The organism is Paraburkholderia sp. MM5384-R2 (genome assembly GCF_014201025.1).
Classification (GTDB): Bacteria; Pseudomonadota; Gammaproteobacteria; order Burkholderiales; family Burkholderiaceae; genus Paraburkholderia; species Paraburkholderia tuberum.
In genome coordinates, this window is the sequence record NZ_JACHDI010000004.1 from 215,181 (window position 1) to 239,103 (window position 23,923).

General features: G+C 64.6%; 21 protein-coding genes. 15 read left to right on the forward strand and 6 right to left on the reverse strand.

Annotated features, from left to right (window positions below):
* Positions 1-18: 18 nt before the first annotated feature.
* On the reverse strand, positions 19-858 hold the full coding sequence (locus HDG37_RS09350; protein WP_184046338.1) for a DNA-binding transcriptional regulator: 840 nt from the start codon (positions 856-858) through the stop codon (positions 19-21).
* Positions 859-1,078: 220 nt separating this feature from the next.
* Between HDG37_RS09350 and HDG37_RS09355 the strand changes: the two genes are divergently transcribed.
* The 9 genes from HDG37_RS09355 (at position 1,079) to HDG37_RS09395 (ending at position 9,869) form a co-directional block, all read left to right on the forward strand.
* Positions 1,079-2,941 (forward strand): bifunctional 3-(3-hydroxy-phenyl)propionate/3-hydroxycinnamic acid hydroxylase, encoded by a 1,863-nt coding sequence (locus HDG37_RS09355; protein ID WP_184046340.1) that lies wholly within the window; start codon positions 1,079-1,081, stop codon positions 2,939-2,941.
* A gap of 1 nt (position 2,942) precedes the next feature.
* Positions 2,943-3,893, forward strand: a complete 951-nt coding sequence (locus HDG37_RS09360) for a 3-carboxyethylcatechol 2,3-dioxygenase (protein ID WP_184046342.1) — start codon at positions 2,943-2,945, stop codon at positions 3,891-3,893.
* A gap of 18 nt (positions 3,894-3,911) precedes the next feature.
* A complete protein-coding gene (locus HDG37_RS09365) occupies positions 3,912-4,721 on the forward strand; it encodes a 2-keto-4-pentenoate hydratase (protein WP_184046344.1) in 810 nt (269 codons plus the stop codon).
* 35 nt (positions 4,722-4,756) lie between these two features.
* Entirely contained in the window at positions 4,757-5,707 is a 951-nt protein-coding gene (locus HDG37_RS09370) for an acetaldehyde dehydrogenase (acetylating) (protein ID WP_184046345.1), read from the forward strand.
* 13 nt (positions 5,708-5,720) lie between these two features.
* On the forward strand, positions 5,721-6,752 hold the full coding sequence (gene dmpG, locus HDG37_RS09375; RefSeq protein WP_184046347.1) for a 4-hydroxy-2-oxovalerate aldolase: 1,032 nt from the start codon (positions 5,721-5,723) through the stop codon (positions 6,750-6,752).
* A gap of 101 nt (positions 6,753-6,853) precedes the next feature.
* Positions 6,854-8,116, forward strand: coding sequence for a 3-(3-hydroxy-phenyl)propionate transporter MhpT (mhpT, locus tag HDG37_RS09380; RefSeq protein WP_184046349.1), 1,263 nt, complete (start codon positions 6,854-6,856; stop codon positions 8,114-8,116).
* Between the two features lie 81 nt (positions 8,117-8,197).
* Entirely contained in the window at positions 8,198-9,082 is an 885-nt protein-coding gene (locus HDG37_RS09385) for an alpha/beta fold hydrolase (RefSeq protein ID WP_184046351.1), read from the forward strand.
* Between the two features lie 191 nt (positions 9,083-9,273).
* The gene (locus tag HDG37_RS09390) at positions 9,274-9,525 is read left to right on the forward strand and encodes an AbrB/MazE/SpoVT family DNA-binding domain-containing protein (RefSeq protein WP_184046353.1); all 252 of its coding nucleotides are present in this window, start codon (positions 9,274-9,276) and stop codon (positions 9,523-9,525) included.
* A complete protein-coding gene (locus HDG37_RS09395; protein ID WP_184046355.1) occupies positions 9,519-9,869 on the forward strand; it encodes a type II toxin-antitoxin system ChpB family toxin in 351 nt (116 codons plus the stop codon). Before HDG37_RS09390 ends, HDG37_RS09395 begins: the two co-directional genes overlap by 7 nt.
* Before the next feature lie 46 nt (positions 9,870-9,915).
* Here the strand turns inward: HDG37_RS09395 and HDG37_RS09400 are convergent, their stop codons facing one another.
* Complete coding sequence (locus tag HDG37_RS09400; RefSeq protein WP_409260049.1) at positions 9,916-10,443, reverse strand: substrate-binding domain-containing protein; 528 nt, start codon at positions 10,441-10,443, stop codon at positions 9,916-9,918.
* A gap of 339 nt (positions 10,444-10,782) precedes the next feature.
* On the opposite strand from HDG37_RS09400, the gene HDG37_RS09405 reads away from it, so the two are divergent.
* Positions 10,783-13,011 (forward strand): NADP-dependent isocitrate dehydrogenase, encoded by a 2,229-nt coding sequence (locus tag HDG37_RS09405; protein ID WP_184046357.1) that lies wholly within the window; start codon positions 10,783-10,785, stop codon positions 13,009-13,011.
* A 144-nt stretch (positions 13,012-13,155) separates the two neighbouring features.
* Here the strand turns inward: HDG37_RS09405 and HDG37_RS09410 are convergent, their stop codons facing one another.
* Complete coding sequence (locus HDG37_RS09410; protein ID WP_184046359.1) at positions 13,156-13,383, reverse strand: hypothetical protein; 228 nt, start codon at positions 13,381-13,383, stop codon at positions 13,156-13,158.
* Positions 13,384-13,744: 361 nt separating this feature from the next.
* Positions 13,745-14,641, reverse strand: coding sequence for a LysR family transcriptional regulator (locus HDG37_RS09415; RefSeq protein WP_184046360.1), 897 nt, complete (start codon positions 14,639-14,641; stop codon positions 13,745-13,747).
* A 98-nt stretch (positions 14,642-14,739) separates the two neighbouring features.
* Between HDG37_RS09415 and HDG37_RS09420 the strand changes: the two genes are divergently transcribed.
* From HDG37_RS09420 to HDG37_RS09430, 3 genes are read left to right on the forward strand one after another with little or no spacing between them, the layout of a single operon-like run.
* Positions 14,740-16,044, forward strand: a complete 1,305-nt coding sequence (locus HDG37_RS09420) for a CitMHS family transporter (protein ID WP_184046362.1) — start codon at positions 14,740-14,742, stop codon at positions 16,042-16,044.
* A 25-nt stretch (positions 16,045-16,069) separates the two neighbouring features.
* Positions 16,070-17,428: an acyclic terpene utilization AtuA family protein gene (locus tag HDG37_RS09425; RefSeq protein ID WP_184046364.1), complete on the forward strand. Its 1,359-nt coding sequence runs from the start codon at positions 16,070-16,072 to the stop codon at positions 17,426-17,428.
* Between the two features lies 1 nt (position 17,429).
* Positions 17,430-17,735 (forward strand): hypothetical protein, encoded by a 306-nt coding sequence (locus HDG37_RS09430; RefSeq protein WP_184046366.1) that lies wholly within the window; start codon positions 17,430-17,432, stop codon positions 17,733-17,735.
* Between the two features lie 55 nt (positions 17,736-17,790).
* Here the strand turns inward: HDG37_RS09430 and HDG37_RS09435 are convergent, their stop codons facing one another.
* Positions 17,791-18,501, reverse strand: coding sequence for a FadR/GntR family transcriptional regulator (locus HDG37_RS09435; RefSeq protein WP_184046368.1), 711 nt, complete (start codon positions 18,499-18,501; stop codon positions 17,791-17,793).
* 415 nt (positions 18,502-18,916) lie between these two features.
* Between HDG37_RS09435 and HDG37_RS09440 the strand changes: the two genes are divergently transcribed.
* Together HDG37_RS09440 and gudD are read left to right on the forward strand one after the other, a co-directional pair.
* The gene (locus tag HDG37_RS09440) at positions 18,917-20,248 is read left to right on the forward strand and encodes an MFS transporter (protein WP_184046370.1); all 1,332 of its coding nucleotides are present in this window, start codon (positions 18,917-18,919) and stop codon (positions 20,246-20,248) included.
* Between the two features lie 130 nt (positions 20,249-20,378).
* Complete coding sequence (gudD, locus tag HDG37_RS09445) at positions 20,379-21,728, forward strand: glucarate dehydratase (protein ID WP_184046372.1); 1,350 nt, start codon at positions 20,379-20,381, stop codon at positions 21,726-21,728.
* A gap of 136 nt (positions 21,729-21,864) precedes the next feature.
* Here the strand turns inward: gudD and HDG37_RS09450 are convergent, their stop codons facing one another.
* Positions 21,865-23,373 carry an MFS transporter gene (locus HDG37_RS09450; protein WP_184046732.1) on the reverse strand — a complete coding sequence of 503 codons (1,509 nt, stop codon included), beginning with the start codon at positions 23,371-23,373 and terminating at the stop codon, positions 21,865-21,867.
* Positions 23,374-23,923 lie beyond the last annotated feature (550 nt).

Consider the following 23,923-nt stretch of genomic DNA (forward strand, 5'->3'; position numbering starts at 1 on the left):
AAGGTTGCGAATGCCACCTCACGACTTGCGCTCGCGTCCCGCACGCGTCTTGCCCGCTCCGCTCCTCGCGCGGGTCTGCGCCGCGAGTTCCTCGACCATCTCCCGCGCGGCCGTCTGCAACTCGGGCACATAGCGCCGCTTCGCTTCCGCGAGCGACACCGCGCGCGACAGAAACACCACGTTCAAGCTCGCGAGCACGCGTTCCTCGAACACGATCGCGACGGCAACCGCGCCGATCTTCCCTTGATCCGCCCAGTCGCCGTGATTCGAGCCGAACCCATCCGCGCGCACGCGTCGCACGAGACTGCGAATCAACGCGTCGTTCGACGCGAGCGCCTTCTGCTCCTCGCCGCCGGCGCCCGCGCGCAGCAGATCGAGAATGTCCTCGCGCTCCTCGTCGGGGCACATCGCGAAGTACGCGCGACCCGCCGCGGTCAGCAGGATCGGCAAACGGCGGCCGACCATCGCGCGATGAAACGATAGCGGACTGAAGCGGTGCGTGGTCTCACGGATGATCATCGCGTCGCCGTCGGGCGTGGTCAGATCGGACGGCCACGCGACGCGTTGCAGCAGACGCCCCATCACCGGCGGCGCGATCGTCGCGATGCGTTCGTCGTCGGTGAAGCCTTCGCTTAGCGCGCGCACCTTCAGCGTGAGCCGGAAGCTGTCGTCCGACGCGCTGCGCCGCACGAAGCCTTCCTCCATCAACGTTTCGAGCAGCCGCCGCGCGGTGGTGCGATGCAGGCCGGTCAGCTCGCTGATCTGCTGGCTCGTCGCGCGGCCGCTGACCATCGAGTTGAGCGCTTGCAGCACCTGCAAGCCGCGCGACAGACCTCGCACATTCGTGTATTTGGTCACTTAAAACCTCAATTAAATCAACCATGTGCATTGTATGCACAATTTCCAGATTTTGTTGAGCGGGCAGGTGGCCGGTCCTAGACTGCCAACAAATCAACGATTTCATGGAGACGCAAGCTGTTGTCCGCAGGCGATTTTTCGCCATGGCGACAGCCGGTTCCCGCCGCCGCCCTCCGTGAATATCTCGACCCGGTCACTCTGGTCGACATACGGAGACAACATGCCCCAACCGCTCGACCCGGTGGCCGCGCAAGGCCACAGTGGACCCGTCACCACCGACGTCGCGATTATCGGCGCCGGCCCGGTCGGTTTGATGATCGCCAACTATCTCGGCCTGCAGGGCGTGCACGTCGTGCTGATCGAAAAGCTCGACGGGATCATCGACTATCCGCGCGCGATCGGCCTCGATGACGAAGCGCTGCGCGTGTTTCAGTCCGTCGGCCTCGCCGATGCATTGCTGCCGCACACGACCCCCGATCACTGGATGCGCTTCGTCACGAGCAACGGTCACTGCTTCGCATCGATCGAGCCGCGCACCGACGAATTCGGCTGGTCGCGCCGCAACGCGTTCATTCAGCCGCTGGCCGATCGCGTGTTGTACGACGGCCTGCAACGCTTCCCGCATGTCGAGGTGCTGTTCGGCCACTCGGTCGACTCGTTCACGCAGGACGGCAGCGGCGTCACGATCGAAGCGCAACACGCGCAGAGCGGCCGCCGCACGATCCGCGCGTCGTACATGGTCGGTGCGGACGGCGGCAACAGCTTCGTGCGCCGCACCCTCGACGTGCCGTTCGAGGGCCGCACGAAACCGAATCAGTGGATCGTCGTCGACGTGCGCAACGACCCGATCGGCTCGCCGCACGTGTACATGCATTGCGATCCGCGGCGCCCGTATGTGTCGGCCGCGCTGCCGCACGGGATTCGCCGCTTCGAATTCATGGTGATGCCCGGCGAGACCGAGGAAGAGCTGTCGAAGCCGGAGAACATGGCCGCGCTGATCCGCAAGGTCGTCGCCGAGCCGGAGAAGGTCGACTACATCCGCAAGCGCGTCTATACGCACAACGCGCGCCTCGCGAGCAGCTTCCGCGTGAAGCGCGTGCTGCTCGCCGGCGACGCCGCGCACATCATGCCGGTGTGGCAGGGCCAGGGCTACAACAGCGGTATTCGCGACGCGAGCAACCTCGGCTGGAAACTCGCGATGGTGGTCAAGGGCGTCGCCGGCGATGCGCTGCTCGATAGCTACACCGCCGAGCGCCGTTCGCATGCGCGCTCGATGATCCACCTCTCTGAGGTCGCGGGCGACATCTTCGCGCCGACGAGCCGCTTCGGCATCAAGTTTCGCGACGCGTTCGTGCGTACCTTCAACTGGTTCCCGGCGGTCAAGCGCTACTTCGTCGAAATGCGTTTCAAGCCGATGCCACGCTATGAAAGCGGCGTCGTATTGCTGGCGCGCACGCCGCGCAAGCGTGGCTGGCTCGCGCGCGTGCTCGAACGCTCGGGGCATTCGGCGCCGGGCCGCCTGCTCGGTCTGATGAGCGAGAAGCGCGAGTCGCGGCTCGGCCGTCTCGTGTATGGACGCGACCCGCATTGTCATTCGCCGGTCGGCCGCATGTTCATTCAACCGCGCGTGCGCACGGAGAGCGGCGAGGTCGTGCGACTCGACGACGTGCTCGGCAACCGCTTCGCGATCGTCGGCTGGGGCGCGGAACCGACCTTCGGTTTGTCGGAGCAGGCGCGTGCGATCTGGCAGCGGCTCGGCGGCTGCTTCGTGGTCGCGAAGCCGGACACGCAGTTGTCTTTCCATGACGACGTGCCAGAAGACGTCATCGCGATCGGCGATGTGAATACGCGGCTGAAGGACTGGTTCACGCGAGTGCCGGAATCGGTCGTGCTGTTGCGTCCCGATCGTTTCGTCGCGGGCATGGGCTCGCCGCAGCAGGTGTCGCAACTCGTCGTCGAACTCGCGCAGCAGCTACATCTCGACCTGGCGGGGCGGGCCGACGTGGCCGGTTCTCGCAACGAAGCAGCGTTCGCGCCCGATGCCGTCGCCACTTTCGCCACCGCGGCAACCGCCGGAGCCTGATATGCCGATGCTGCTCGAATGCCTTTCGCACACGCCGTTGCACGGCTATTACGATCCCGCGCCCGAAGTCGTCGCGGAAGTCGAGCGCGTGCATGCGGCAGCGCGTGCGCGCGTCGTCGAGTTCGATCCCGAACTGGTCGTCGTGTTCGCGCCCGATCATTACAACGGTTTCTTCTATGACGTGATGCCGCCGTTTTGCATCGGCGCATCGGCGAGCGCGATCGGCGACTTCAAGAGCCTCGCCGGTCCGCTGGAGGTGCCCGCCGATACCGCGCTCGACCTTGCCGAAGCGGTGCTCGCGAGCGACGTCGACGTCGCCGTCTCGTACCGCATGCAGGTCGATCACGGTTGCGCGCAAGCGCTGGAGATTCTGACGGGCGGCCTCGATCGATATCCGGTCGTGCCGGTATTCATCAATTCGGTGGCCGCGCCGATGGCTTCATGCCGCCGCGCGCGTCTGCTCGGCGATGCGTTAGGTCGAGCGCTCGCACGCTCGAAGCAACGCGTGCTCGTGATCGGCTCGGGCGGCATCTCGCACGAGCCGCCGGTGCCGGAACTCGCGGGCGCGAGCGAGGAAGTCGCCGAGCGTCTGATCGCGGGCCGCAATCCGTCGGCCGAATCGCGTGCGGCGCGTGAGGCGCGCACGATCGCGGCGGCGCGCGCGTTCGCCGCGGGCGACAGCCGTCTGCATCCGCTCAATCCGGAATGGGATCACGCGTTCCTGAAGCTGCTCGAAGACGGCGAACTCACCGCGATCGACGGTTTGACCAACCACGCGATCACGCGCGAGGCCGGCAAGTCCGCGCACGAAATCCGCACGTGGATCGCCGCGTTCGGCGCACTGAACGCGAGCGGCCCGTATCGCGCGTCGCTCGATTACTACCGTCCGATTCCCGAATGGATCGCGGGCTTTGGCGCGATGCACGCGCGACCCGTGACGGCCCACGTCTAACCGAACCAGGAACCCGCTATGACCACTCAAAGCAATATAGACGCGCTGGCCCTGCGCCTGCGCGAATCGGAACGTACGCGCGCGACCATCGCACCGTTGCGCGACGACCCGCGTTTCGTCGAACTGTCGAACCCGGCCGACGCCGAGGAGCTCGCGTACGCGGTGCAGCAGGCCAACGTGGCCGCGCGCATCGCGGCGGGCGAGCGCGTCGTCGGCCGCAAGATCGGACTCACGTCGCCGGCGGTGCAGCGTCAACTCGGTGTCGACCAGCCTGACTTCGGCGCGCTGTTCGCATCGATGGCGTATGGCGACGGCCAGCCGATTCCTCTCGAGCAGTTGATTCAGCCGAAGGTCGAAGCGGAGATCGCGCTCGTGCTCGAACACGATCTGCTGCACGAGCGCCACACGTACGCCGATCTGATGCGCGCAACCGCGTATGCGGTCGCGGCGATCGAAGTGGTGGACAGCCGCATCGAAGGCTGGAACATCCGTTTCGTCGATACGGTCGCGGACAACGCGTCGAGCGCGCGATTCGTGCTCGGCAGCCGCCCGGTCCTGCTGCGCGATACCGATCTCGCGGCCTGCGCGATGACGCTATCGAAGGATGCGGAAGTCCTGTCGCGCGGCAATGGCGCCGCGTGTCTCGGCAATCCGCTGAATGCCGCCGCCTGGCTCGCGGATCGCATGGTCCGGCTCGGCACGCCGCTGCGTGCCGGCGACGTGCTGATGACAGGCGCTTTGGGCCCGATGGTCGCCGTCAGGGAGCCGGGCACCTACTGCGCGCAAATCGACGGTCTCGGCAGCGTCCGCGCGACTTTTTCCGCATAAAGCATGCACTCGCAAGCACTCGATTGGGAACTCATATGGCAAGCGAAAAACTGAAGGCCGCGATCATCGGCTCCGGCAACATCGGCACCGATCTGATGATCAAGATCCTGCGTCACGGCAAGCATCTCGAAGTCGCGGCGATGGTCGGCATCGATCCGAACTCCGACGGCCTCGCGCGCGCCGCGCGGCTTGGCGTCGCGACCACGCATGATGGTGTCGAAGGTCTGACTCGTCTACCCGTGTTCAACGACATCGACTTCGTGTTCGACGCGACCTCGGCCGGCGCACACGTCAAGAACGATGCGCTGTTGCGAAAGCTGAAGCCTTCGATTCGCGTGATCGATCTGACGCCGGCGGCGATCGGCCCGTACTGCGTGCCGGTCGTCAATCTGGACACGCATCTCGACGCGCCGAACGTGAACATGGTCACGTGCGGCGGACAGGCGACCATTCCGATGGTCGCGGCCGTGTCGCGTGTCGCGAAGGTGCATTACGCGGAGATCGTCGCGTCGATCAGCAGCAAGTCAGCGGGCCCAGGCACGCGCGCGAACATCGATGAATTCACCGAGACCACGTCGAAGGCGATCGAAGTGGTCGGCGGCGCCGCGAAAGGCAAGGCGATCATCGTGCTCAACCCGGCCGAGCCGCCGGTGATGATGCGCGACACGGTCTATACGCTGTCGGAGCTGGCCGACCTCGACAAGGTCGAGCAGTCGATCGAGCAGATGGCCGCCGCGGTGCAGGCGTACGTGCCGGGCTATCGCCTGAAGCAGAAGGTGCAGTTCGACGAAATCAGCGCGAGCGCGCCGCTGAACATTCCGGGCCTCGGCAAGTTCAGCGGTCTGAAGACCTCGGTCTTCATCGAGGTGGAAGGCGCCGCGCACTATCTGCCCGCCTACGCGGGCAATCTCGACATCATGACTTCGGCCGCGCTCGCGACCGCCGAGCGCATGGCGCAGGCGCTCGTGCAGGCATCAGAGGCTTAAGGAGACTTCCCGCATGGACAAGAAACTGTATATCTCCGACGTGACGCTGCGCGACGGCAGCCACGCCATTCGTCACCAGTACTCGATCCAGAACGTGCAGGACATCGCACGCGCATTGGACCGCGCAAAGGTGGACAGCATTGAAGTTGCCCACGGCGATGGCCTGCAGGGTTCGAGCTTCAACTACGGCTTCGGCGCGCACAGCGACCTCGAATGGATCGAAGCGGTGGCTGACGTGGTCGAGCACGCTCAGATCGCGACCCTGCTGCTGCCTGGCATCGGCACGATCCACGACCTGAAGGCCGCCTACAACGCGGGCGCTCGCGTGGTGCGCGTCGCCACGCATTGCACGGAAGCGGACATCTCGAAGCAACACATCGAATACGCGCGCGAACTCGGCATGGACACCGTCGGCTTTCTGATGATGAGCCACATGACTACGCCGGAGAACCTCGCCGTCGAAGCGAAGAAGATGGAGAGCTACGGCGCGACCTGCATCTATGTGGTCGACTCGGGCGGCGCGCTGACGATGAACGACGTGCGCGACCGCTTCCGCGCGGTGAAGGCGGTGCTGAAACCCGAAACGCAGACGGGCATGCACGCGCACCACAACCTGTCGCTGGGCGTGGCCAACTCGATGGTCGCGGTCGAAGAGGGCTGCGACCGTATCGATGCATCGCTCGCGGGCATGGGCGCCGGCGCGGGCAACGCGCCGCTCGAAGTGTTCATCGCGGCGGCCGAGCGCATGGGCTGGAATCACGGCACCGACCTCTACACGCTGATGGACGCCGCCGACGACATCGTGCGTCCGCTGCAGGACCGGCCGGTGCGCGTCGATCGCGAAACGCTCGCGCTCGGCTATGCGGGGGTGTATTCGAGCTTCCTGCGCCACTCGGAAGTGGCCGCGAAGAAATACGGCCTGAAGACCGTGGACATTCTCGTCGAGCTGGGCAAGCGCCGCATGGTGGGCGGCCAGGAAGACATGATCGTCGACGTGGCACTGGATCTGAAGCGCGCGCACGCAACCGACGCAGTGGCTTCATGACCCGGACGCTGCGCGGCGGCGCCGCATGCCGCGCGCGCAGCGTTCATTTCATCCAGCAAGGTCGCCGCAAGAGCGACGCTGACTCAACATTGGAGACTTTTATGCGGCAGTCAACGCAAGCAACGCAAACAACACAGTCGACGAAACCTCTTGCCGGCGGCGCGCTGACGATCGGGCTCTGCCTGATCGTCGCGCTGCTCGAAGGCGTGGACCTGCAATCGACCGGCCTCGCGGCACCGCGCATGGCGCGCGAATTTCATCTCGCGGTCGCGCAGATGGGCTGGACGTTCAGCATCGGCGCGTTCGGGCTGCTGCCAGGAGCCGCGATCGGCGGACGTCTCGCCGACCGGCTCGGGCGCAAGCGCGTGCTGATGTGGTCGGTCGCGCTATTCGGCATCTTCTCGCTCGCGACCGCGCAGGTGTGGGACCTGAACAGCCTGCTCGCCGCGCGCTTTCTGACCGGCCTCGGTCTTGGCGCGGCGATGCCGAATCTGATCGCGCTGTGCTCGGAAGCGGCGCCGCCCCATCAGCGCAACACCGCGGTCGGCGCCATGTATTGCGGCATGCCGTTCGGCGCGGCGCTCGCGGCGGTGGTCGGCATCATCAGCCCGGGCGACGCGGGCTGGCGGCATATCTTCTACGTCGGCGGCTTCGGGCCGTTGCTGGTGCTGCCGCTGCTTGCACTGTTCCTGCGCGAGTCGACGCAGTTCGTCGCGGCGCGTGCAACCAAAGGCGCGCGACGCGATGCGTCGGCTAGCGTGACGCACGCGCTGTGGCGGGAAGGGCGCGCGGGCACGACGATCGCGTTGTGGATCAGCTATCTCGACACGCTGATCGTGCTGTATTTCCTGATCAACTGGCTGCCGTCGCTCGTCTTGACGCGCGGTCTGACGCGCGTGCAGTCCGGTGTCGTACAGATGATGTTCAACATCGGCGGCGGCATCGGCGCGATCGTGATCGCCGGCATGATGGACCGGATGGGCCGGCGCCGCACGGTCGCGGGCATGTATGTCGGCATCGTCGTTGCGCTTGGCGCGTTGCTGAGCGCGAATGGCGGCACGTCGATGGCGTGGGGCGGTCTGCTCGCGGGGCTGTTCCTGGTCGGCGGCCAGTCGGTTTTGTATGCGCTGGCAAGCAGCCTGTACCCGACCGAAGTGCGTGGCACCGGCGTCGGCGCTGCGGTGGCGGTGGGCCGTCTCGGCTCGATCCTCGGACCGTTGATCGCCGGGCAACTGCTCGCGATCGGTCAGGGTGCGAGCGTGCTGCTCGGCGCGAGCATTCCGCTGATCGCGGTCGCCGCGATTGGCGCATGGCTCGTCGTGAATCGCTCGACACTTCGTTATACCCCGGTGGCCGCGCAATAGCTTTGCAGCCCGAAATACCGCGCGGGTCCGCCGTCAACGGCGACTCGCGGTCACTTAATCCGTGAAACAAAGGAATTCGACATGAGCAACACCAACACGCAAGCAGCGGCGATCACCGAGGAAGCGACCAGCCGATTCGTCCGCATCGCCGAAGACGGCCGCGAGATGCAGCTTCACTACAACGACGTGGGGCAGGGTGAGAAAACGGTCGTGATGCTGCACGGCTCGGGACCGGGCGCGACCGGCTGGGCCAACTTCAATCGGAACGTCGAGCCGCTCGTCGCGGCGGGCTATCGCGTGATCCTGATGGACTGCCTCGGTTGGGGTAAGAGCGACCCGATCGTCTGCAAGGGCTCGCGCTCGGAACTGAACGCGCGCTGCCTGAAGGCGCTGCTCGATGCGCTCGATATCGAACGCGCGCATATCATCGGCAACTCGATGGGTGGGCATAGCGCGGTCGCGTTCGCGCTCGCCGAGCCGCAACGCGTCGGCAAGCTCGTGCTGATGGGCGGCGGCACCGGCGGCCCGAGCCAGTTCGTGCCGATGCCGACCGAAGGCATCAAGCTGCTGCAAGGGCTGTACCGCAACCCGACCATCGAGAACCTGCAGCGCATGATGAGCGTCTTCGTGTTCGACACGAAGGCGTTGACCGACGACCTGATGCAGGCGCGCCTCGCGAACATGCTGGCGCGCCGCGATCACCTCGAGAACTTCGTCGCCAGCCTCGCCGCGAATCCGAAGCAGTTCAACGACTACGGGCCGCGCCTTGGCGAAGTAACCGCGCCGACACTCGTGATCTGGGGTCGCGACGATCGTTTCGTGCCGATGGACATCGGCCTGCGGCTCGTTGCCGGGATGCCGAACGCCGATCTGCATGTGTTCGGCCGCTGCGGGCATTGGGCGCAGTGGGAGCATGCGGACAAGTTCAACCGGATGGTGGGGGAGTTCCTGGGACGCGGGCATTAAGCAGGGTTGTCGTTGTGGGCGACTGGTGCGTCGTTGCGGCGGCGGGCTGGTTGCCTCGTTTAGGTTTGGGTTCTTTTCTTCGCCGACTAATAGGCGATTTCAACATTCCAAATGTAGAGACAATGTAGATACGGGCGACTTGCTGTTTTCGCTGTGAGTATCTACAATGGATATACATTTGGAGCTGGAATATGAAACTCAAGATTCAGAAGTGGGGCAACAGCGCTGCAGTACGGTTGCCGACCGTGTTGTTGGAGCAAATTCATGCGTCGGTGGGCAGTTCGCTGAACGCGGACGTGCGCCCCGAGGGGGTGTTGCTTACGCCTGCGCGTCGCAAGTATTCACTGGATGAACTCGTCGCGCAGTGCGATCCGAAGGCGCCACCGCCAGCCGATCTCGACGTCTGGAGTGAAGTCAAGCCGGCGGGGCGCGAAGCATGGTAAGGCGCATCAAGTTCGAGCGCGGCGATATCGTGCGCGTGAGCCTGAATCCGACGCCTGGCAAGGAGCAGCAAGGCGATTTCCGTCCCGCGCTGGTTTTGTCGCCTGCCGCATTCAATGCTCTTGGGGTCGCGCTCGTTGCGCCGATCACGCAGGGGGGGGAGTTCGCTCGATATGCCGGATTCGCGGTACCGCTCTCGGGTTCGGGAACAGAGACTCAGGGGGTGGCTCTGGTGAATATGGTGCGCACTCTGGACCTTGAGGCCCGCGGCGCACGCAAAGTCGAGCGCGCTCCGGCGGAGGTAGTCGAGGACGCGCTCGCCCGACTTCAAACGATTCTGGAATGACGGGAAAGACGATACGAACTAAACCAGCCCGCGGCGAGCGACCCCATCACTCCGCCGCCGGCATCCGGGTCACACTTTTCCGCACCCGCCCATCACCACACGCGGCGTCGTCCGCTGCCTCTCCCAACTCCCGCTTATCCGTCGACTCCCGCACCACCAGATGCGGATCAAGCATCGAATAACCCGCGCTTTCTTCGCCCTTGCCGTGCAGTTCGTCGGTCAGCTTCATCATCGCGAGCTCACCCAACTTCTCGCTCTGAAAGTCTACCGAGGTCAGCGCCGGCGACGCGTACTCGCCATACGGCACGTTGTCGAATCCAGCGATGGAAACGTCGCGCGGCAACGAGAGGCCCAGCTCGCGCGCTTCCTTGATGAAGCCGAGCGCGATCAGATCGTTGTAGCAGATCACGGCGTCCGGTCGTTTCGGGCCGAGCATCAGGCCCGAGCAGGCGCGCTCGCCGGCCGCCGCCGACGGGCTTTGTGCGTCGTGAACGTGGAGCGCGGGCGTGAGGAGCCGGCGGCCGCGCAAGCGCATCTTCGAGGCGCCCAATCGTCGGCAAGTGGAGGGCAGCAGTCACGGCTCGGTGGCGGCATTTGCGGCTCGTCAATGCGACCAATTCGCATTCATCCAAAAATAATATTCCGCAAGTCATCTATAAGATATCTGTCTTAAGACCGGGGTAATCGGCCGCAAACCCTTTCCAGTCATGGATCGACCCCTTTGGGTAGGGTCTCGCGACCTGTTTGTCTGGTCACATTTAGTGGAAAACGCGCATATACTCTCGGTCGTATCGCAAAACGAAGGTCGCGGGGTTGCGTCGTGCCGAACTGACGCCGTCAGCCGTCGCGTCACGATTTGCGCTGGCTTCGACTGCCAACGCTCTGTCTATCACTTCCTAGCAAAGCATTAATCATGTCCACACCGCCGAAGATCATCTACACCCTGACCGACGAAGCGCCCGCACTGGCGACGTACTCGCTGCTGCCGATCGTCAAGGCGTTCACGCGCTCGTCCGACGTGCTCGTCGAAACGCGTGACATCTCGCTCGCCGGCCGGATCATTGCCGCATTTCCGGACTACCTGAGCGCGGAGCAGAAGGCTTCCGACGATCTGGCGGAGCTCGGTGGACTCACCATGCGCCCGGAAGCGAACATCATTAAGCTGCCGAACATCAGCGCATCGGTGCCGCAGTTGAAGGCCGCGATCGCCGAGCTGCGCGACCAGGGCTATAAGCTGCCGTCGTACCCGGACGTCGCGACGACCGACGCCGAGAAGGACGTCAAGGCCCGCTACGACAAGATCAAGGGCAGCGCGGTGAACCCGGTGCTGCGCGAAGGCAATTCGGACCGCCGCGCGCCGTTGTCGGTGAAGAACTACGCGCGCAAGCATCCGCACAAGATGGGCGCATGGAGCGCGGACTCGAAGTCGCACGTCTCGCACATGAGCGATGGCGATTTCTACGGCAGCGAGAAGTCGGCGCTGCTCGCGCAGGCCGGTAGCGTGAAGATCGAACTGGCCGCCGCCGACGGCACGATCACGGTCCTGAAGACGAAGACGCCGGTGCAGGCAGGCGAAATCATCGACGCGTCGGTGCTGGGCAAGAACGCGCTGCGCAGCTTCATCGAAGCGCAGATCGCCGAGGCGAAGGCGAACGGCGTGCTGTTCTCGGTGCACCTGAAGGCCACGATGATGAAGGTCTCGGACCCGATCATCTTCGGTCACGTGGTGTCGGTGTTCTACAAGGACGTGCTCGCGAAGCATGCGGAAGCACTGGCCAAGGTCGGCTTCAACCCGAACAACGGTATCGGCGACCTGTACGCGCGTCTGAAGGATCTGCCGGCTGAAACGGCCGTGGCGATCGAAGCCGACATCAAGGCGCAGTACGAACAGCGTCCGCCGCTCGCGATGGTCAACTCGGACAAGGGCATCACGAGCCTGCACGTGCCGAGCGACGTGATCGTCGACGCATCGATGCCGGCGATGATCCGCGAGTCGGGCAAGATGTGGGGCGCCGATGGCGCGCTGCACGACGCGAAGGCGGTGATTCCGGACCGTTGCTACGCCGGTGTGTACCAGGCGGTGATCGAAGACTGCAAGAAGCACGGTGCGTTCGACCCGGTCACGATGGGCACGGTGCCGAACGTCGGGCTGATGGCACAAGCCGCCGAAGAATACGGTTCACACGACAAGACGTTCCAGATCCAGGCGAACGGCGTGGTCCGCGTCACCGACGAAGCCGGCGCGGTGCTGCTCGAGCAGCCGGTGGAACAGGGCGACATCTTCCGTATGTGCCAGACCAAGGACGCGCCGGTCCGCGACTGGGTCAAACTCGCGGTGAACCGCGCCCGCGCTTCCAACACGCCGGCCGTATTCTGGCTCGACGCGGCGCGCGCGCACGATGCGCAGATCATCAGGAAGGTCGAGCAGTACCTGAAGGATCACGACACGAACGGTCTCGACATCCGCGTGATGACGCCGGTCGAAGCGACGAAGTTCTCGGTCGAGCGCATCCGCGCCGGCAAGGACACGATCTCGGTCACCGGCAACGTGCTGCGCGACTACCTGACCGACCTGTTCCCGATCATGGAACTGGGCACCAGCGCGAAGATGCTGTCGATCGTTCCGCTGATGGCCGGCGGCGGCATGTTCGAAACCGGCGCGGGCGGTTCGGCGCCGAAGCACGTGCAGCAGCTGGTCGAGGAAGGCTTCCTGCGCTGGGATTCGCTCGGTGAATTCCTCGCGCTGGCGGCATCGCTCGAGCATCTGGGCACCGCGTATCACAACCCGAAGGCGCAGATTCTTGCGAAGACGCTCGATCAGGCGACTGGCAAGTTCCTCGACAACGACAAGTCGCCGGCGCGCAAGGTCGGCGGTATCGACAATCGCGGCAGCCACTTCTACCTCGCGATGTACTGGGCCGAAGCACTGGCCGCGCAAACCGACGATGCCGCGCTGCAGGCGCAGTTCGCCGGCGTCGCGAAGGCGATGGCCGACAACGAGGCGAAGATCGTCGCGGAACTCGGCGCGGCGCAGGGCAAGCCGGTGGATATCGGCGGCTACTACCGTCCGAACGTCGAGCTGACTAGCAAGGCGATGCGCCCGAGCGCGACGCTGAACGCAATCGTCGATTCGGTGGCTTGAGCTCGCGCGGGCGACTGATGCGGTAAGCACGCAGCACAACCGCGGACAAAGCCGCAAGCAGGACCGCAAATACGACAATGGCGCCTTCGGGCGCCATTGTCGTTTCTACTGTCACTGCTACGTCGCCGTCGGTCATACCCGTCCTTATACGTGAACGATTTCCCAATCGGCGAGCTTCTCCGGAATCTCGAGCATCGACGTGTCGAGCTCCGACAGATGCTCGCAGCTCAGACCGCGCGCGAGGTCGTCGGCGGCCTGTTGCGGGCTCGAGAATTCTCCGAGCGTTTCGTTGCCGTAGGTGGCTTCCCAGCCGTCCTGACCCGGCAGAATGTAGAACGCTCCCTGCGTCGAACCAAAGCGAAAGCCTTTCATTTTTAGTCTCCCAGTTGCCAATAAAAAAAGCCGCGATTCGTGACGGCTTCTTCGCAATCTGCGGGATTTGGGTAGCCGTCTCGTGAGGCCCCTCGAATCCGACTGCGTGAAGCGCGTGCTCTTGTGAAAGAGTCTACGTCAGCGAATCGGCGGGCAATTGGGCGTCGAGCCAGTCTTTATATTAAAAATATTCGTGTAAAAACAAAGGTTTGTGAGATCCGTTTTGCGATGTGCAACGCCGCCGGGCATCGTGAAATGGCCGCTTTGTGCCACGCAACATGATTTTTTACGACGCGCGGCATCGTTTCGCATCGTGAAAATTAGGGGCTGCGCGCGACGCGCAAAACGACGCTGTGCGGCCCTATGACGCGCCGAGCCGTTCGATCAGCATCGCGACGAAAGTCTCGGTCACCGGCGGCAAGGTTCGGCCGCGCTTTTTGATCAGCGCGATGCGCCGCGTGAACGCGGCTTCGTCGATCGGTCGCGCGACTAGCTCGGGCTCCGCGCACACCTCGCGCGCCGACGCCGGCAGGATCGTGATGCCGAGCCCGGCGCGCGCCATCGCGACGGCGCTCATCATGTAGGTCGGTTCGCAGGCGATGCGCGGCTCACATTGCGCGTCGGCGAACGCGCTGTCGACGACCGCTCGCACGCTCGTGCCCTGCGCGGTCAGCACGAGCGGCTCGCTGGCGAGATCGGCGAGCCTGACGGGCCGGCGCCGCCGCGCGAGCGCGTGCTGCTTCGGCAGCACGGCGACGAGCCGGTCGATGCCCGCATGCAGTACCTCGAGCCCGCTGTCGTTCAGTTCGCCGCCCGTCAGTCCGATATCGGCTTCCTCGTTGCGCACCAACGTGTTGACCATGCTCGCGACGACATCGCGCACCTCGAAGCCGACGCGCGGCACGGCTTTTCTCAGCGCCTGCACGAGCTCGGGCAGCACGCTCGCCGCGAAGGTCGGCAGACACGCGATGCGCACCGTGCCGCTCCCGCCTTCGCCGAGCGCGCGCGCATCGAGCAGCACGTGCTCCATGTCGTGCAGCGATTTCTGCAGCACGGGCAGCAGCTCGCGGCCGGTCGGCGTCAGGGCGACGTTGCGGCTGTTGCGATCGAACAGGCGCAGGCCGACCGTTTCCTCGAGCCGGCGAATCTGCACCGTCAACGCCGGTTGCGACAGATGCAGCCGCGCGGCCGCACGCGTGAAGCTGCCCGTTTGCGCGACCGCGATAAACGCGCGGATGTCGCGGAGATTCAGATCCATGATGATTTGTGATTGCTGCAATCAATTCATTTCAATTGCATTATTGGTGCCCCGAACTTACGCTCGATCACACTAAAAAACAACCTGGAGACAAGCTCATGCTGCCATTGCTGGGGCTGGCTACCATCGTCGTGCTGCTCGGCGCGATCCTGTCCAAACGCATGTCGCCGCTCGTCGCGCTGATCATCGTGCCGCTCGCGGCCTCGCTGCTCGGCGGCTTCGGCTTGCAGACGAGCAAGTTCGTCGTCGATGGCCTCAAGAGCCTCGCGCCCGTCGTCTGCATGTTCGTCTTCGCGATCCTGTACTTCGGCACGATCACCGACGCCGGTACGCTCGACCCGATCATCGAGCGCATCCTGCGCGCGGTCGGCACACGGCCCACGCGCATCGTGATGGGCACCACGCTGCTCGCGCTGCTGATCCACCTCGACGGCTCCGGCGCCGTCTGCTTCCTCGTCACCATTCCGGCGATGCTGCCGCTCTACGACCGCCTGAAGATGGACCGGCGCGTGCTCGCCGCGGCGGTATCGATGGCGGCCGGCATCAATTTTCTGCCATGGACGGGGCCGATGATTCGCGCGTCCGCGTCGCTGCATCTGCCGATCTCGGCGTTGTTCAATCCGCTTATTCCGGTGCAGGCGATCGGCCTCGTATTTGTGTTCTCGATGGCGTACTGGCTCGGGCGGCGCGAGGAAAAGCGCCTCGGTCTCAACGCTGCGAGCGGCTCCGTGCCGATGCCCCAACGCGAACTGACGCCGGAACAACAGGCGCTGCGCCGCTCGCAAAACTTCTGGTTCAACATCGTGCTGACGCTCGTCGTGCTCGGCACGATGGTCGTGATGGGCGAGAAGATTCCGCCGGCGATCATGTTCATGGTGGGCCTGTGCATCGCATTGATGGTCAACTATCCGAATGTGGACATGCAGCGCAAACGGATCGACGCGCATGCACGCGCCGCGCTGATGATGGCCGGCATCCTGCTCGCGGCCGGCGTGTTCACCGGCGTGATGCAGGGCAGCGGCATGCTGAAGGCGATGGCGCAGGCGGCCGTCGGCTTCGTGCCGCCGGCGATGGCGAGCCATATTCCGATCGTGCTCGGCCTGCTGTCGATGCCGCTCAGCATGCTGTTCGATCCCGATTCGTTTTATTTCGGTGTACTGCCGGTGATCGCGGAAGTGGCCGGCCAGCTCGGCGTGCCGGCGGTGCACGTCGGTCAGGCCGCGTTGCTTGGACAGATGACCACCGGTTTTCCGGTCAGTCCGCTCACGCCCGCGACGTTCCTCGTGGTCGGGCTGTGCGGTATCGATCTGGCCGATCATCAACGATTCACGTTTCCCCTGCTGTTCGGCGCGTCGGTCGTGATGACGATCGCGTGCGTCGTGCTCGGGATCTTTCCACTGTGAGCCTCACTGAAGGAACGGGAGCACCATGACAGCCACTGAACCTCGACGCGTCGTGCGCATCGGCGCGGGCGCGGGCTATTCGGGCGACCGCATCGAACCCGCGCTCGAACTCGCGGAACACGGCCAGCTCGACTATCTCGTGTTCGAATGCCTCGCCGAACGCACGATCGCGATCGCGCAGCAGGCGCGCAGCAAGGACCCGGAGCTCGGCTACGACCCGCTGCTCGAAGCGCGCATGCGCGCGGTGCTGCCCGTCGCGGCGCGCAACGGCGTGCGTATCGTGTCGAACATGGGGGCGGCCAATCCGCTCGCGGCAGCGCGCCGGACCGCGCAGATCGCGCGCGAGTTGGGTCTCGGCGGCCTGAGGATTGCCGCTGTCACCGGCGACGACGTGCTCGACGTCGTGCGCGCGGGCGACTTCCATTTCGTCGAATCGGGCGAGGCGGTGGCCGCGTACGCGGACCGGCTGATATCGGCCAATGCGTACCTCGGCGCGAGCGGCATCGTCGAGGCGCTCTCGGCCGGCGCGCAGATCGTGCTGACCGGGCGCGTCGCCGATCCGTCGCTGTTCGTCGCGCCGCTGATCCACGAATTCGGCTGGCGCATGGACGACTGGCCGATGCTCGGCCAGGCGACGGTAATCGGCCATCTGCTCGAATGCGCGGGGCAGATCACCGGCGGCTATTTCGCGGACCCCGGTTTCAAGGACGTGCCGAATCTCGCGCGGCTCGGCTTTCCGATCGCCGAAGTTGCGCGGGACGGTTCAGTGGTGATCACGAAGCTCGCGCAAAGTGGCGGGCTCGTGACCGAGGCGACCTGCAAGGAGCAGTTGCTCTACGAGATCCACGATCCGAGTCGTTATCTGCAGCCCGACGTGGTCGCCGATTTCTCGCAGGTGCGCGTCGAGCAGGAAGCCGTGGACCGTGTGCGCGTCACCGGTGGTGGCGGCACGGAGCGCACCGCGACGTTGAAAGTGTCGGTGGCGTATTTCGACGGCTATATCGGCGAGGGGCAGATTTCGTACGGCGGACCCGGCGCGCTCGCGCGGGCGCGGCTCGCGCTCGATATCGTGCGCGAGCGTCTCGCGCTGACCGGCGTGCAGACGCGCGAGTTGCGCTTCGATCTGATCGGCGTGAACGCACTGCATGGTGACGCGGTGGCGGCCGGTCATGGCGAGCCGTACGAAGTGCGCGCCCGGGTGGCGGGACGCACGGCGTCGTTCGCGCAGGCGCTGCGCATCGGCAACGAGGTCGAGACGCTGTACACGAACGGACCGGCGGGCGGCGGCGGCGTGACGAAGGCGGCGCGCGAGGTGGTCGCGGTGCAATCGGTGCTGCTGCCGCGCGAGTATGCGGCGCCGGCTTTCTCGCTGATGGAGGCTTGAGATGAAACTACGGGAACTGGCCCACTCGCGCACCGGCGACAAGGGCAATACGCTCAATATCTCGGTGATCTGCTACGACGCGCTGCATTACGAGCGGTTGCGCGATGTGCTGACGCCCGAGCGCGTCAAGACGCATCTGCGCGATGTGGTGCGCGGCGATGTGGTGCGCCATGAGTTGCCGGGCCTTGCCGCATTCAACTTCGTGCTCGGCGACGCGCTCGGCGGCGGTGTTACGCGTTCGCTCGCGCTCGACGCGCATGGCAAATCGCTGAGCTCGGCGTTAATGGATCTCGACGTGGGGCAGTGAGGGCATTGCCGGCGGCGTGTCGTATTGCGGGGCGGCCGCTCAGCCCCGCATGTGATCACGCGCCAGCCTTCGTCAGGTCATGCGCGCGGCGCAGTCGCTCGCGGCTGTTGCTCAGATGCATGCGCATCGCGGCGCGCGCGTCGTCGGCATCCTGACGCTCGATCGCGCGATAGATCATCAGATGCTCGCCGAGCACGCTGCGCAACACCTCGATATGGTCTAGCTCCGCGATCTCGGCCGAACCGAGCCGGGTGCGCGGGCTGACCGAGCGGCCGAGCTGGCTCAGCACGTCGAAGAAATAGCGGTTGCCGCTCGCGCGCGCGATCTGCAAATGGAACTCGATGTCGTGTGCGAGCGTGTCGGTGCTGCCGCGCTCGAGCTCCGACTCGAATCGATCGAGCGCAGTGCGGATCTGCTTCAGGTTCTGCTCGGTGCGCCGCGATGCCGCGAGCGCGGCCGCGGCCGCTTCGACGTCGATCCGGAACTCGATGATCGCCATCACGTCGAGCATGCTGGTGAGATCGGCGGCGGGAAGCTGCATCGGCTTTTCGGCGGCGGGCGCGAGCACGAACGTGCCAATGCCATGGCGCGTCTCGACGATCCTCTCTGCCTGCAGACGCGAAATCGCCTCGCGGACCACGGAGCGGCTCACGGACAGCTGCTTCATCATCGCGACTTCGGTGGGGATGCGGTCGCCTGGCCTCAGCGCCCCGCGGCGAATCTCATCGGAAAGGGTGGCCACCACCTTTTCAGTTAGGCTGCTCATTTTTGTGGCTGGTTGACTGATCCTGCAAAGTATCGCACAGGACTGTACTCGATTCTGCCGCGTTCGGCGGCATCGGCGCGGGCTATTTTTTGCGTGCGGATGCGCGGTGGCGGCGGGGATGAGGCGGACATTTGCGCAAACGCATGGGCTGCTGACGACAGTCTGCCAATTGTAGACATCAGACGTCTTAGTTCGAGGCGGATTCGGGTTGGTCAACAGCGTTCTGAACCTTTGAATCTGCCGTTATTTCAAGGCAGTCCCTCTGGAATCACAGGGTAAACACCCTACTGGATTTGACAAAAATAACGCGGTAGACTGTCGTCAGACAACATATCAGGCGTAGAGCAGGGTCTTGCATCCACCGGGTGCGCCGCGCTGCGTTCCACCAGGCCTCGTGGCCGACAGGAGACACAACTTGACATCAGTTCTGACCACCGCGCTCGACCCGCTGGAATCGGCGGTCGCGAAGGTAAAGCGCAACGTGTTGCCGCTTTTCCTGATCATGTTCATCGCGAACTATATCGACCGCGTGAATATCGGCTTCGTCAACGCGCACATGAAGGCCGATCTCGGCATCGGCGCGGCCGCCTACGGGCTCGGCAGCGGGCTGTTCTTCATCGGCTACGCGATGTTCGAAGTGCCGTCGAACGTGCTGATGCAGAAGTTCGGCGCGCGCGCCTGGCTCACGCGCATCATGGGCACGTGGGGGCTGGTGGCGGGCGCAATGGCGTTCGTCTGGAACGACACGTCGTTTTACGTGCTGCGGTTCCTGCTCGGCGTCGCCGAGGCGGGCTTCTTTCCCGGCGTCGTCTTTTACTTCACGCAGTGGCTGCCGCAAAAGGAACGCGGCAAGGCGATGGCGATCTTTCTGTCGGGCTCGGCGCTCGCGTCGGTGCTGTCCGGTCCCATCACCGGCTCGCTGTTGTCGATTCGCGGCCTCGGCCTGCAAGGCTGGCAGTGGATGTTTCTGATCGAAGGCGCGTTCTCGATCGCGCTGTGCGTCGTCAGCTGGTTGCTGTTGAAGTCGCACATCCGCGACGCGCATTGGCTCACGGCCGAAGAACAAAGTGTGCTCGAACAATCGATCGCGGCCGAACAGGGCGAGCGCGAAGCGCAAGGCGGCGCGCATCTGCCGACGGTGAAGCTGCTGAAGGACCCGCAAATCGCGCTGTTCTGCTTCCTGTACTTCGCGATCCAACTGACCATCTACGCGGCCACTTTCTGGCTGCCGACCATCATCCGCAAGATGGGCGGCCTTTCCGACTTCGAGGTCGGCATGTTCAACGCGATTCCGTGGCTGATCTCGATGGGCGCGATGTACTGCTTCGCAGTCGTATCGGCGAAATGGCGACATCAGCAGGGCTGGCTCGCGGTCGCGCTCGTCATCGCGGCGGTCGGTCTGTTCGCGTCGACGTCGGGCAACCCGGTGTTCTCGTTCGTCGCGATCTGCTTCTCGGCGATCGGCTTCAAGGCGGCCTCGTCGCTGTTCTGGCCGATTCCGCAGGGCTACCTCGATGCGCGCGTCGCCGCCGGCGTGCTCGCGCTGATCAACTCGCTCGGCAACCTCGGCGGCTTCTTCGCGCCGGCCACCTTCGGCTATCTCGAGCAGCACACGGGCTCGATCACGGGCGGGTTGTACGGTCTCGGCGTCGCGTCGCTGCTCGCGGCGGCGGCCGGCTTCCTGACGCGCAACAAGCCCGGCAATCGCGAACCGTTGCCCGATTCGTTGCACGGCAACGCGCATTGACTACACTGACGGCTCGCATGCGGCCGTCGATTTTTCTGTATTCGAGTTCTCATCCGGTCCGGTCGAACACGCACGCAGCGCGCGGCGGCTTCCGCCGGCCGGCCTACTTCATCACACAGGTGCTTTTCCCATGTCCACCAAACCTACCGAATCGAACGCCACGCCGGTCGTCACCGAACTGCGCGTCGTGCCCGTCGCCGGTCGCGACAGCATGCTGATGAATCTGAGCGGCGCGCATGGTCCGTTCTTCACGCGCAACATCGTGATTCTGCGCGACAGCGCGGGGCATACCGGCGTGGGCGAAGTGCCGGGCGGCGAGAACATCCGCAAGACGATCGACGACGCGCGGCCGTTCGTGGTCGGTCAGTCGATCGGCAATCTGCAGGCGATCCTGAACAAGGTGCGCACGCAGTTCGCCGATCGCGACGCTGGGGGGCGTGGCCTGCAGACCTTCGACCTGCGCACGACGATTCACGCGGTGACCGCGCTCGAAGCCGCGCTGCTCGACCTGCTCGGGCAGCATCTCGGCGTGCCGGTCGCGGCACTGCTCGGCGAAGGCCAGCAGCGCGACGAAGTGGAAATGCTCGGCTACCTGTTCTATATCGGCGATCGCAACAAGACCGATCTGCCGTACGCGAACAACGCCGGCGCGCGTGACGACTGGGAGCGCGTGCGCACCGAGAAAGCGCTGACGCCGGAGACGGTCGTGCGTCTTGCCGAGGCCGCGAAGGCGCGCTATGGCTTCAACGACTTCAAGCTGAAGGGCGGCGTGCTGCCAGGCGAGGCCGAGATCGAAGCGGTCACGGCACTCGCCGAGCGCTTCCCCGAAGCGCGCGTGACGCTCGACCCGAACGGCGCATGGTCGCTCGCGAAAGCGGTGCGCCTGTGCCGTGACAAGCACGATGTTCTCGCCTACGCGGAAGATCCATGCGGCGCGGAGAACGGCTATTCGGGCCGCGAAGTGATGGCCGAGTTCCGTCGCGCAACCGGCCTGCCGACGGCGACCAACATGATCGCGACCGACTGGCGTCAGATGGGTCACGCCATCCAGCTGCAATCGGTCGACATTCCGCTCGCCGATCCGCATTTCTGGACCATGCAGGGCTCGGTGCGCGTCGCGCAGATGTGCAACGACTGGGGCCTCACGTGGGGTTCGCATTCGAACAACCACTTCGACATTTCGCTCGCGATGTTCACGCACGTCGCGGCCGCGGCGCCGGGCAAGATCACCGCGATCGATACGCACTGGATCTGGCAGGATGGTCAGTTCCTGACGCAAGATCCGCTGCAGATCGTCGGCGGTAAGGTCAAGGTGCCGCAGAAGTCGGGGCTTGGCATCGAACTCGATATGGATGCGCTCGAGAAGGCGCACGCGCTGTATCAGCAGCACGGCCTCGGCGCGCGCGACGACGGCATTGCCATGCAATATCTGATTCCGAACTGGAAGTTCGACAACAAACGGCCGTGTCTCGTGCGTTAAGGACGATTTAACTCAATCAAAAAGCCTGGCGGGCTGCACGAAAGATGCGGTTCACCAGGCTTTTTTGTTTCCTTTTGCATTGCACGGTGCGAGATAGCTGCACCGCGGATGTCGGCGGCCATCATAGGGCCACTTGTCAGCTCTTGCGAAACACCACATGCGAAATCCGCTGCACCAGCAGCGCGGCCGCGAGCGATGCCACCGCCGTCAGCCACACACCGATATGAATCGACTGCACGAGCGCGTCGCGTGCGCTATCGATCAGCGCGAGCGTATCGAGTCCCGACTTCTTCATATCCGCAATCAGCTGCGTGCGCGACGCGTCGTCGATCAGGATGCGCAGATCGACGAAACGCGGCCGCCATTGCGATGCGGCCGGCTCTCCGAGCACGCTCATCGTGCGCGTGACGACGTTGCGATAGTGATGCTGCACGACAGTCGCGACGATGCTGGTGCCGAGCATGCCGCCGACCATGCGCGTCGATTGCAATAGCGCGGTCGTGATGCCGAAGCGCTCGCGTCCGGCGATCTCCTGGCCGAACACGTTCAGGTTGTTCAGGATGAAGCCGAGGCCGATGCCGACCGCGCCCATCGGCAGCACGATGCGCCAGCGCGGCGTGTCCGGATTGGCGAACGCGAGCGCGATCGACGCGAACATCAGCAGCCCGAAACCGATCGTCAGAATCCGCGTGGGCTTCTTCATGTGAATCACGATGCGCGTGTTCACCACACTGCCGAGCGCGATGCACGCGGCAATCGGCGTCGCGAGCAGGCCGGCCTGCTGCGGCGAAAGACCGAAGCCGCCTTGCAGCAGCAAAGGCGCGAAGAAGATCAGCGAGAACATCACGAACCCGGACAGCATGCCGAGCGTGAATAGCGTGACGAGCTGCGCGTCCTTGAACAGATCGAGCGGAACGATCGGATGCGTGGCGCGCTTTTCGCACGTGAAGAGTGCGATCGCGCCGGCGATCACGCACGCGCCGAGCACGAGATTGCCCACGGTGAGGCCGTGCTTCGGCACCGCTTCGATAAACGCCTGCAAGCCGCCGAGCACGCCCGCGACGAGCCCCGCGCCGAGCCAGTCGATCTTGACTTCGCCGTCATGCGGCCGCCGGAAATTCGGCAGATGCATCCAGATGAAATAGAGCGCCGCCGCGCCTACCGGCAGATTGACGAGAAACGTCGAGCGCCAGCCGAGGTGCTCGCTCATCCAGCCGCCGAGCGACGGGCCGGCCGCCGTACCGATGCCGTAGGCCGCGGCCAGCACGACCTGCCAGCGCACGCGGGTGCGCGGGTCGGGGAACAGATCGGGAATCGACGCGAACGCGGTGCCGACCATCATGCCGCCGCCCACGCCTTGCAGTCCGCGCGCGATCGCGAGAAACAGCATGCTGTTGGCGAGGCCGCACAACACGGACGCGACCGTGAACGTGATCACCGCGGCGATCACGAAGCGCTTGCGGCCGAAGTAGTCGCCGAGCCGCCCGAACACCGGCACCGTGACGACCGAGGCGAGCAGGTACGCGCTTGCGATCCACGCAAAATATTCGAAGCCGTGCAGCTCGGCGACGATCGACGGCAGCGCGGTGCTGACGACGGTCTGGTCGAGCGCGACCAGCATGTTGACGAGACCGATGCCGAGCATCGCGTAAAGCGCGTGACGAAACGGCAGGGCGGGGGCGGCGGCGGCGGAACTGGCGGGGGCGGTGGAATTCACGGATCGGGCAGAAGGCGGTTCGGGGTGGACGCTGCACGGCGGATCGCGGTCAGGCTCGCGGCGATTGTACGCAAGTTGTCTGACGTCTTGAGGATTATATGGGTTTTCCCTGGTCAAAAGCATTCGTCGCGCGAAATACTGCAGGGAAACGGAATTCGTGAGACTGGAGCCGAGTTCGTGAGACTGAAAATACCGAATTGATGAGACTGCCGGGAACGCTGTCCCGGTAAATCCGCGGCCGGCTGCGACAACAACCAGCGTGCTGAAATGCTCGCCGAACGCAGGTCACGATGTCGGATCGACTCAAAACGACCCGATCCGGTCATAGAGGATCATGAAACCGAACGGCAGTTATGGAAGTACAACCGACCGACGGCGAGCCTGGTTAGCAATCGAATTTCTCCGTGTCTCTATGGATTCGGAGGGCTAACGCATTTTGTTTGTCCGACTAATTCCGCTAATGCGGCGATGATTCCGC

Excerpts from the sequence above, each read along its gene's own strand:
- HDG37_RS09430 (WP_184046366.1), top strand. The coding sequence starts at position 17,430 with ATGAAACTACGGGAACTGGCCCACTCGCGCACCGGCGACAAGGGCAAT.
- dmpG (WP_184046347.1), top strand. The coding sequence starts at position 5,721 with ATGGACAAGAAACTGTATATCTCCGACGTGACGCTGCGCGACGGCAGC.
- HDG37_RS09385 (WP_184046351.1), top strand. The coding sequence starts at position 8,198 with ATGAGCAACACCAACACGCAAGCAGCGGCGATCACCGAGGAAGCGACC.
- HDG37_RS09425 (WP_184046364.1), top strand. The coding sequence starts at position 16,070 with ATGACAGCCACTGAACCTCGACGCGTCGTGCGCATCGGCGCGGGCGCG.
- HDG37_RS09355 (WP_184046340.1), top strand. The coding sequence starts at position 1,079 with ATGCCCCAACCGCTCGACCCGGTGGCCGCGCAAGGCCACAGTGGACCC.
- HDG37_RS09370 (WP_184046345.1), top strand. The coding sequence starts at position 4,757 with ATGGCAAGCGAAAAACTGAAGGCCGCGATCATCGGCTCCGGCAACATC.
- HDG37_RS09365 (WP_184046344.1), top strand. The coding sequence starts at position 3,912 with ATGACCACTCAAAGCAATATAGACGCGCTGGCCCTGCGCCTGCGCGAA.
- HDG37_RS09390 (WP_184046353.1), top strand. The coding sequence starts at position 9,274 with ATGAAACTCAAGATTCAGAAGTGGGGCAACAGCGCTGCAGTACGGTTG.
- HDG37_RS09410 (WP_184046359.1), bottom strand. The coding sequence starts at position 13,383 with ATGAAAGGCTTTCGCTTTGGTTCGACGCAGGGAGCGTTCTACATTCTG.
- mhpT (WP_184046349.1), top strand. The coding sequence starts at position 6,854 with ATGCGGCAGTCAACGCAAGCAACGCAAACAACACAGTCGACGAAACCT.
- gudD (WP_184046372.1), top strand. The coding sequence starts at position 20,379 with ATGTCCACCAAACCTACCGAATCGAACGCCACGCCGGTCGTCACCGAA.
- HDG37_RS09450 (WP_184046732.1), bottom strand. The coding sequence starts at position 23,373 with ATGCTCGGCATCGGTCTCGTCAACATGCTGGTCGCGCTCGACCAGACC.
- HDG37_RS09395 (WP_184046355.1), top strand. The coding sequence starts at position 9,519 with ATGGTAAGGCGCATCAAGTTCGAGCGCGGCGATATCGTGCGCGTGAGC.
- HDG37_RS09405 (WP_184046357.1), top strand. The coding sequence starts at position 10,783 with ATGTCCACACCGCCGAAGATCATCTACACCCTGACCGACGAAGCGCCC.
- HDG37_RS09415 (WP_184046360.1), bottom strand. The coding sequence starts at position 14,641 with ATGGATCTGAATCTCCGCGACATCCGCGCGTTTATCGCGGTCGCGCAA.
- HDG37_RS09435 (WP_184046368.1), bottom strand. The coding sequence starts at position 18,501 with ATGAGCAGCCTAACTGAAAAGGTGGTGGCCACCCTTTCCGATGAGATT.
- HDG37_RS09360 (WP_184046342.1), top strand. The coding sequence starts at position 2,943 with ATGCCGATGCTGCTCGAATGCCTTTCGCACACGCCGTTGCACGGCTAT.
- HDG37_RS09420 (WP_184046362.1), top strand. The coding sequence starts at position 14,740 with ATGCTGCCATTGCTGGGGCTGGCTACCATCGTCGTGCTGCTCGGCGCG.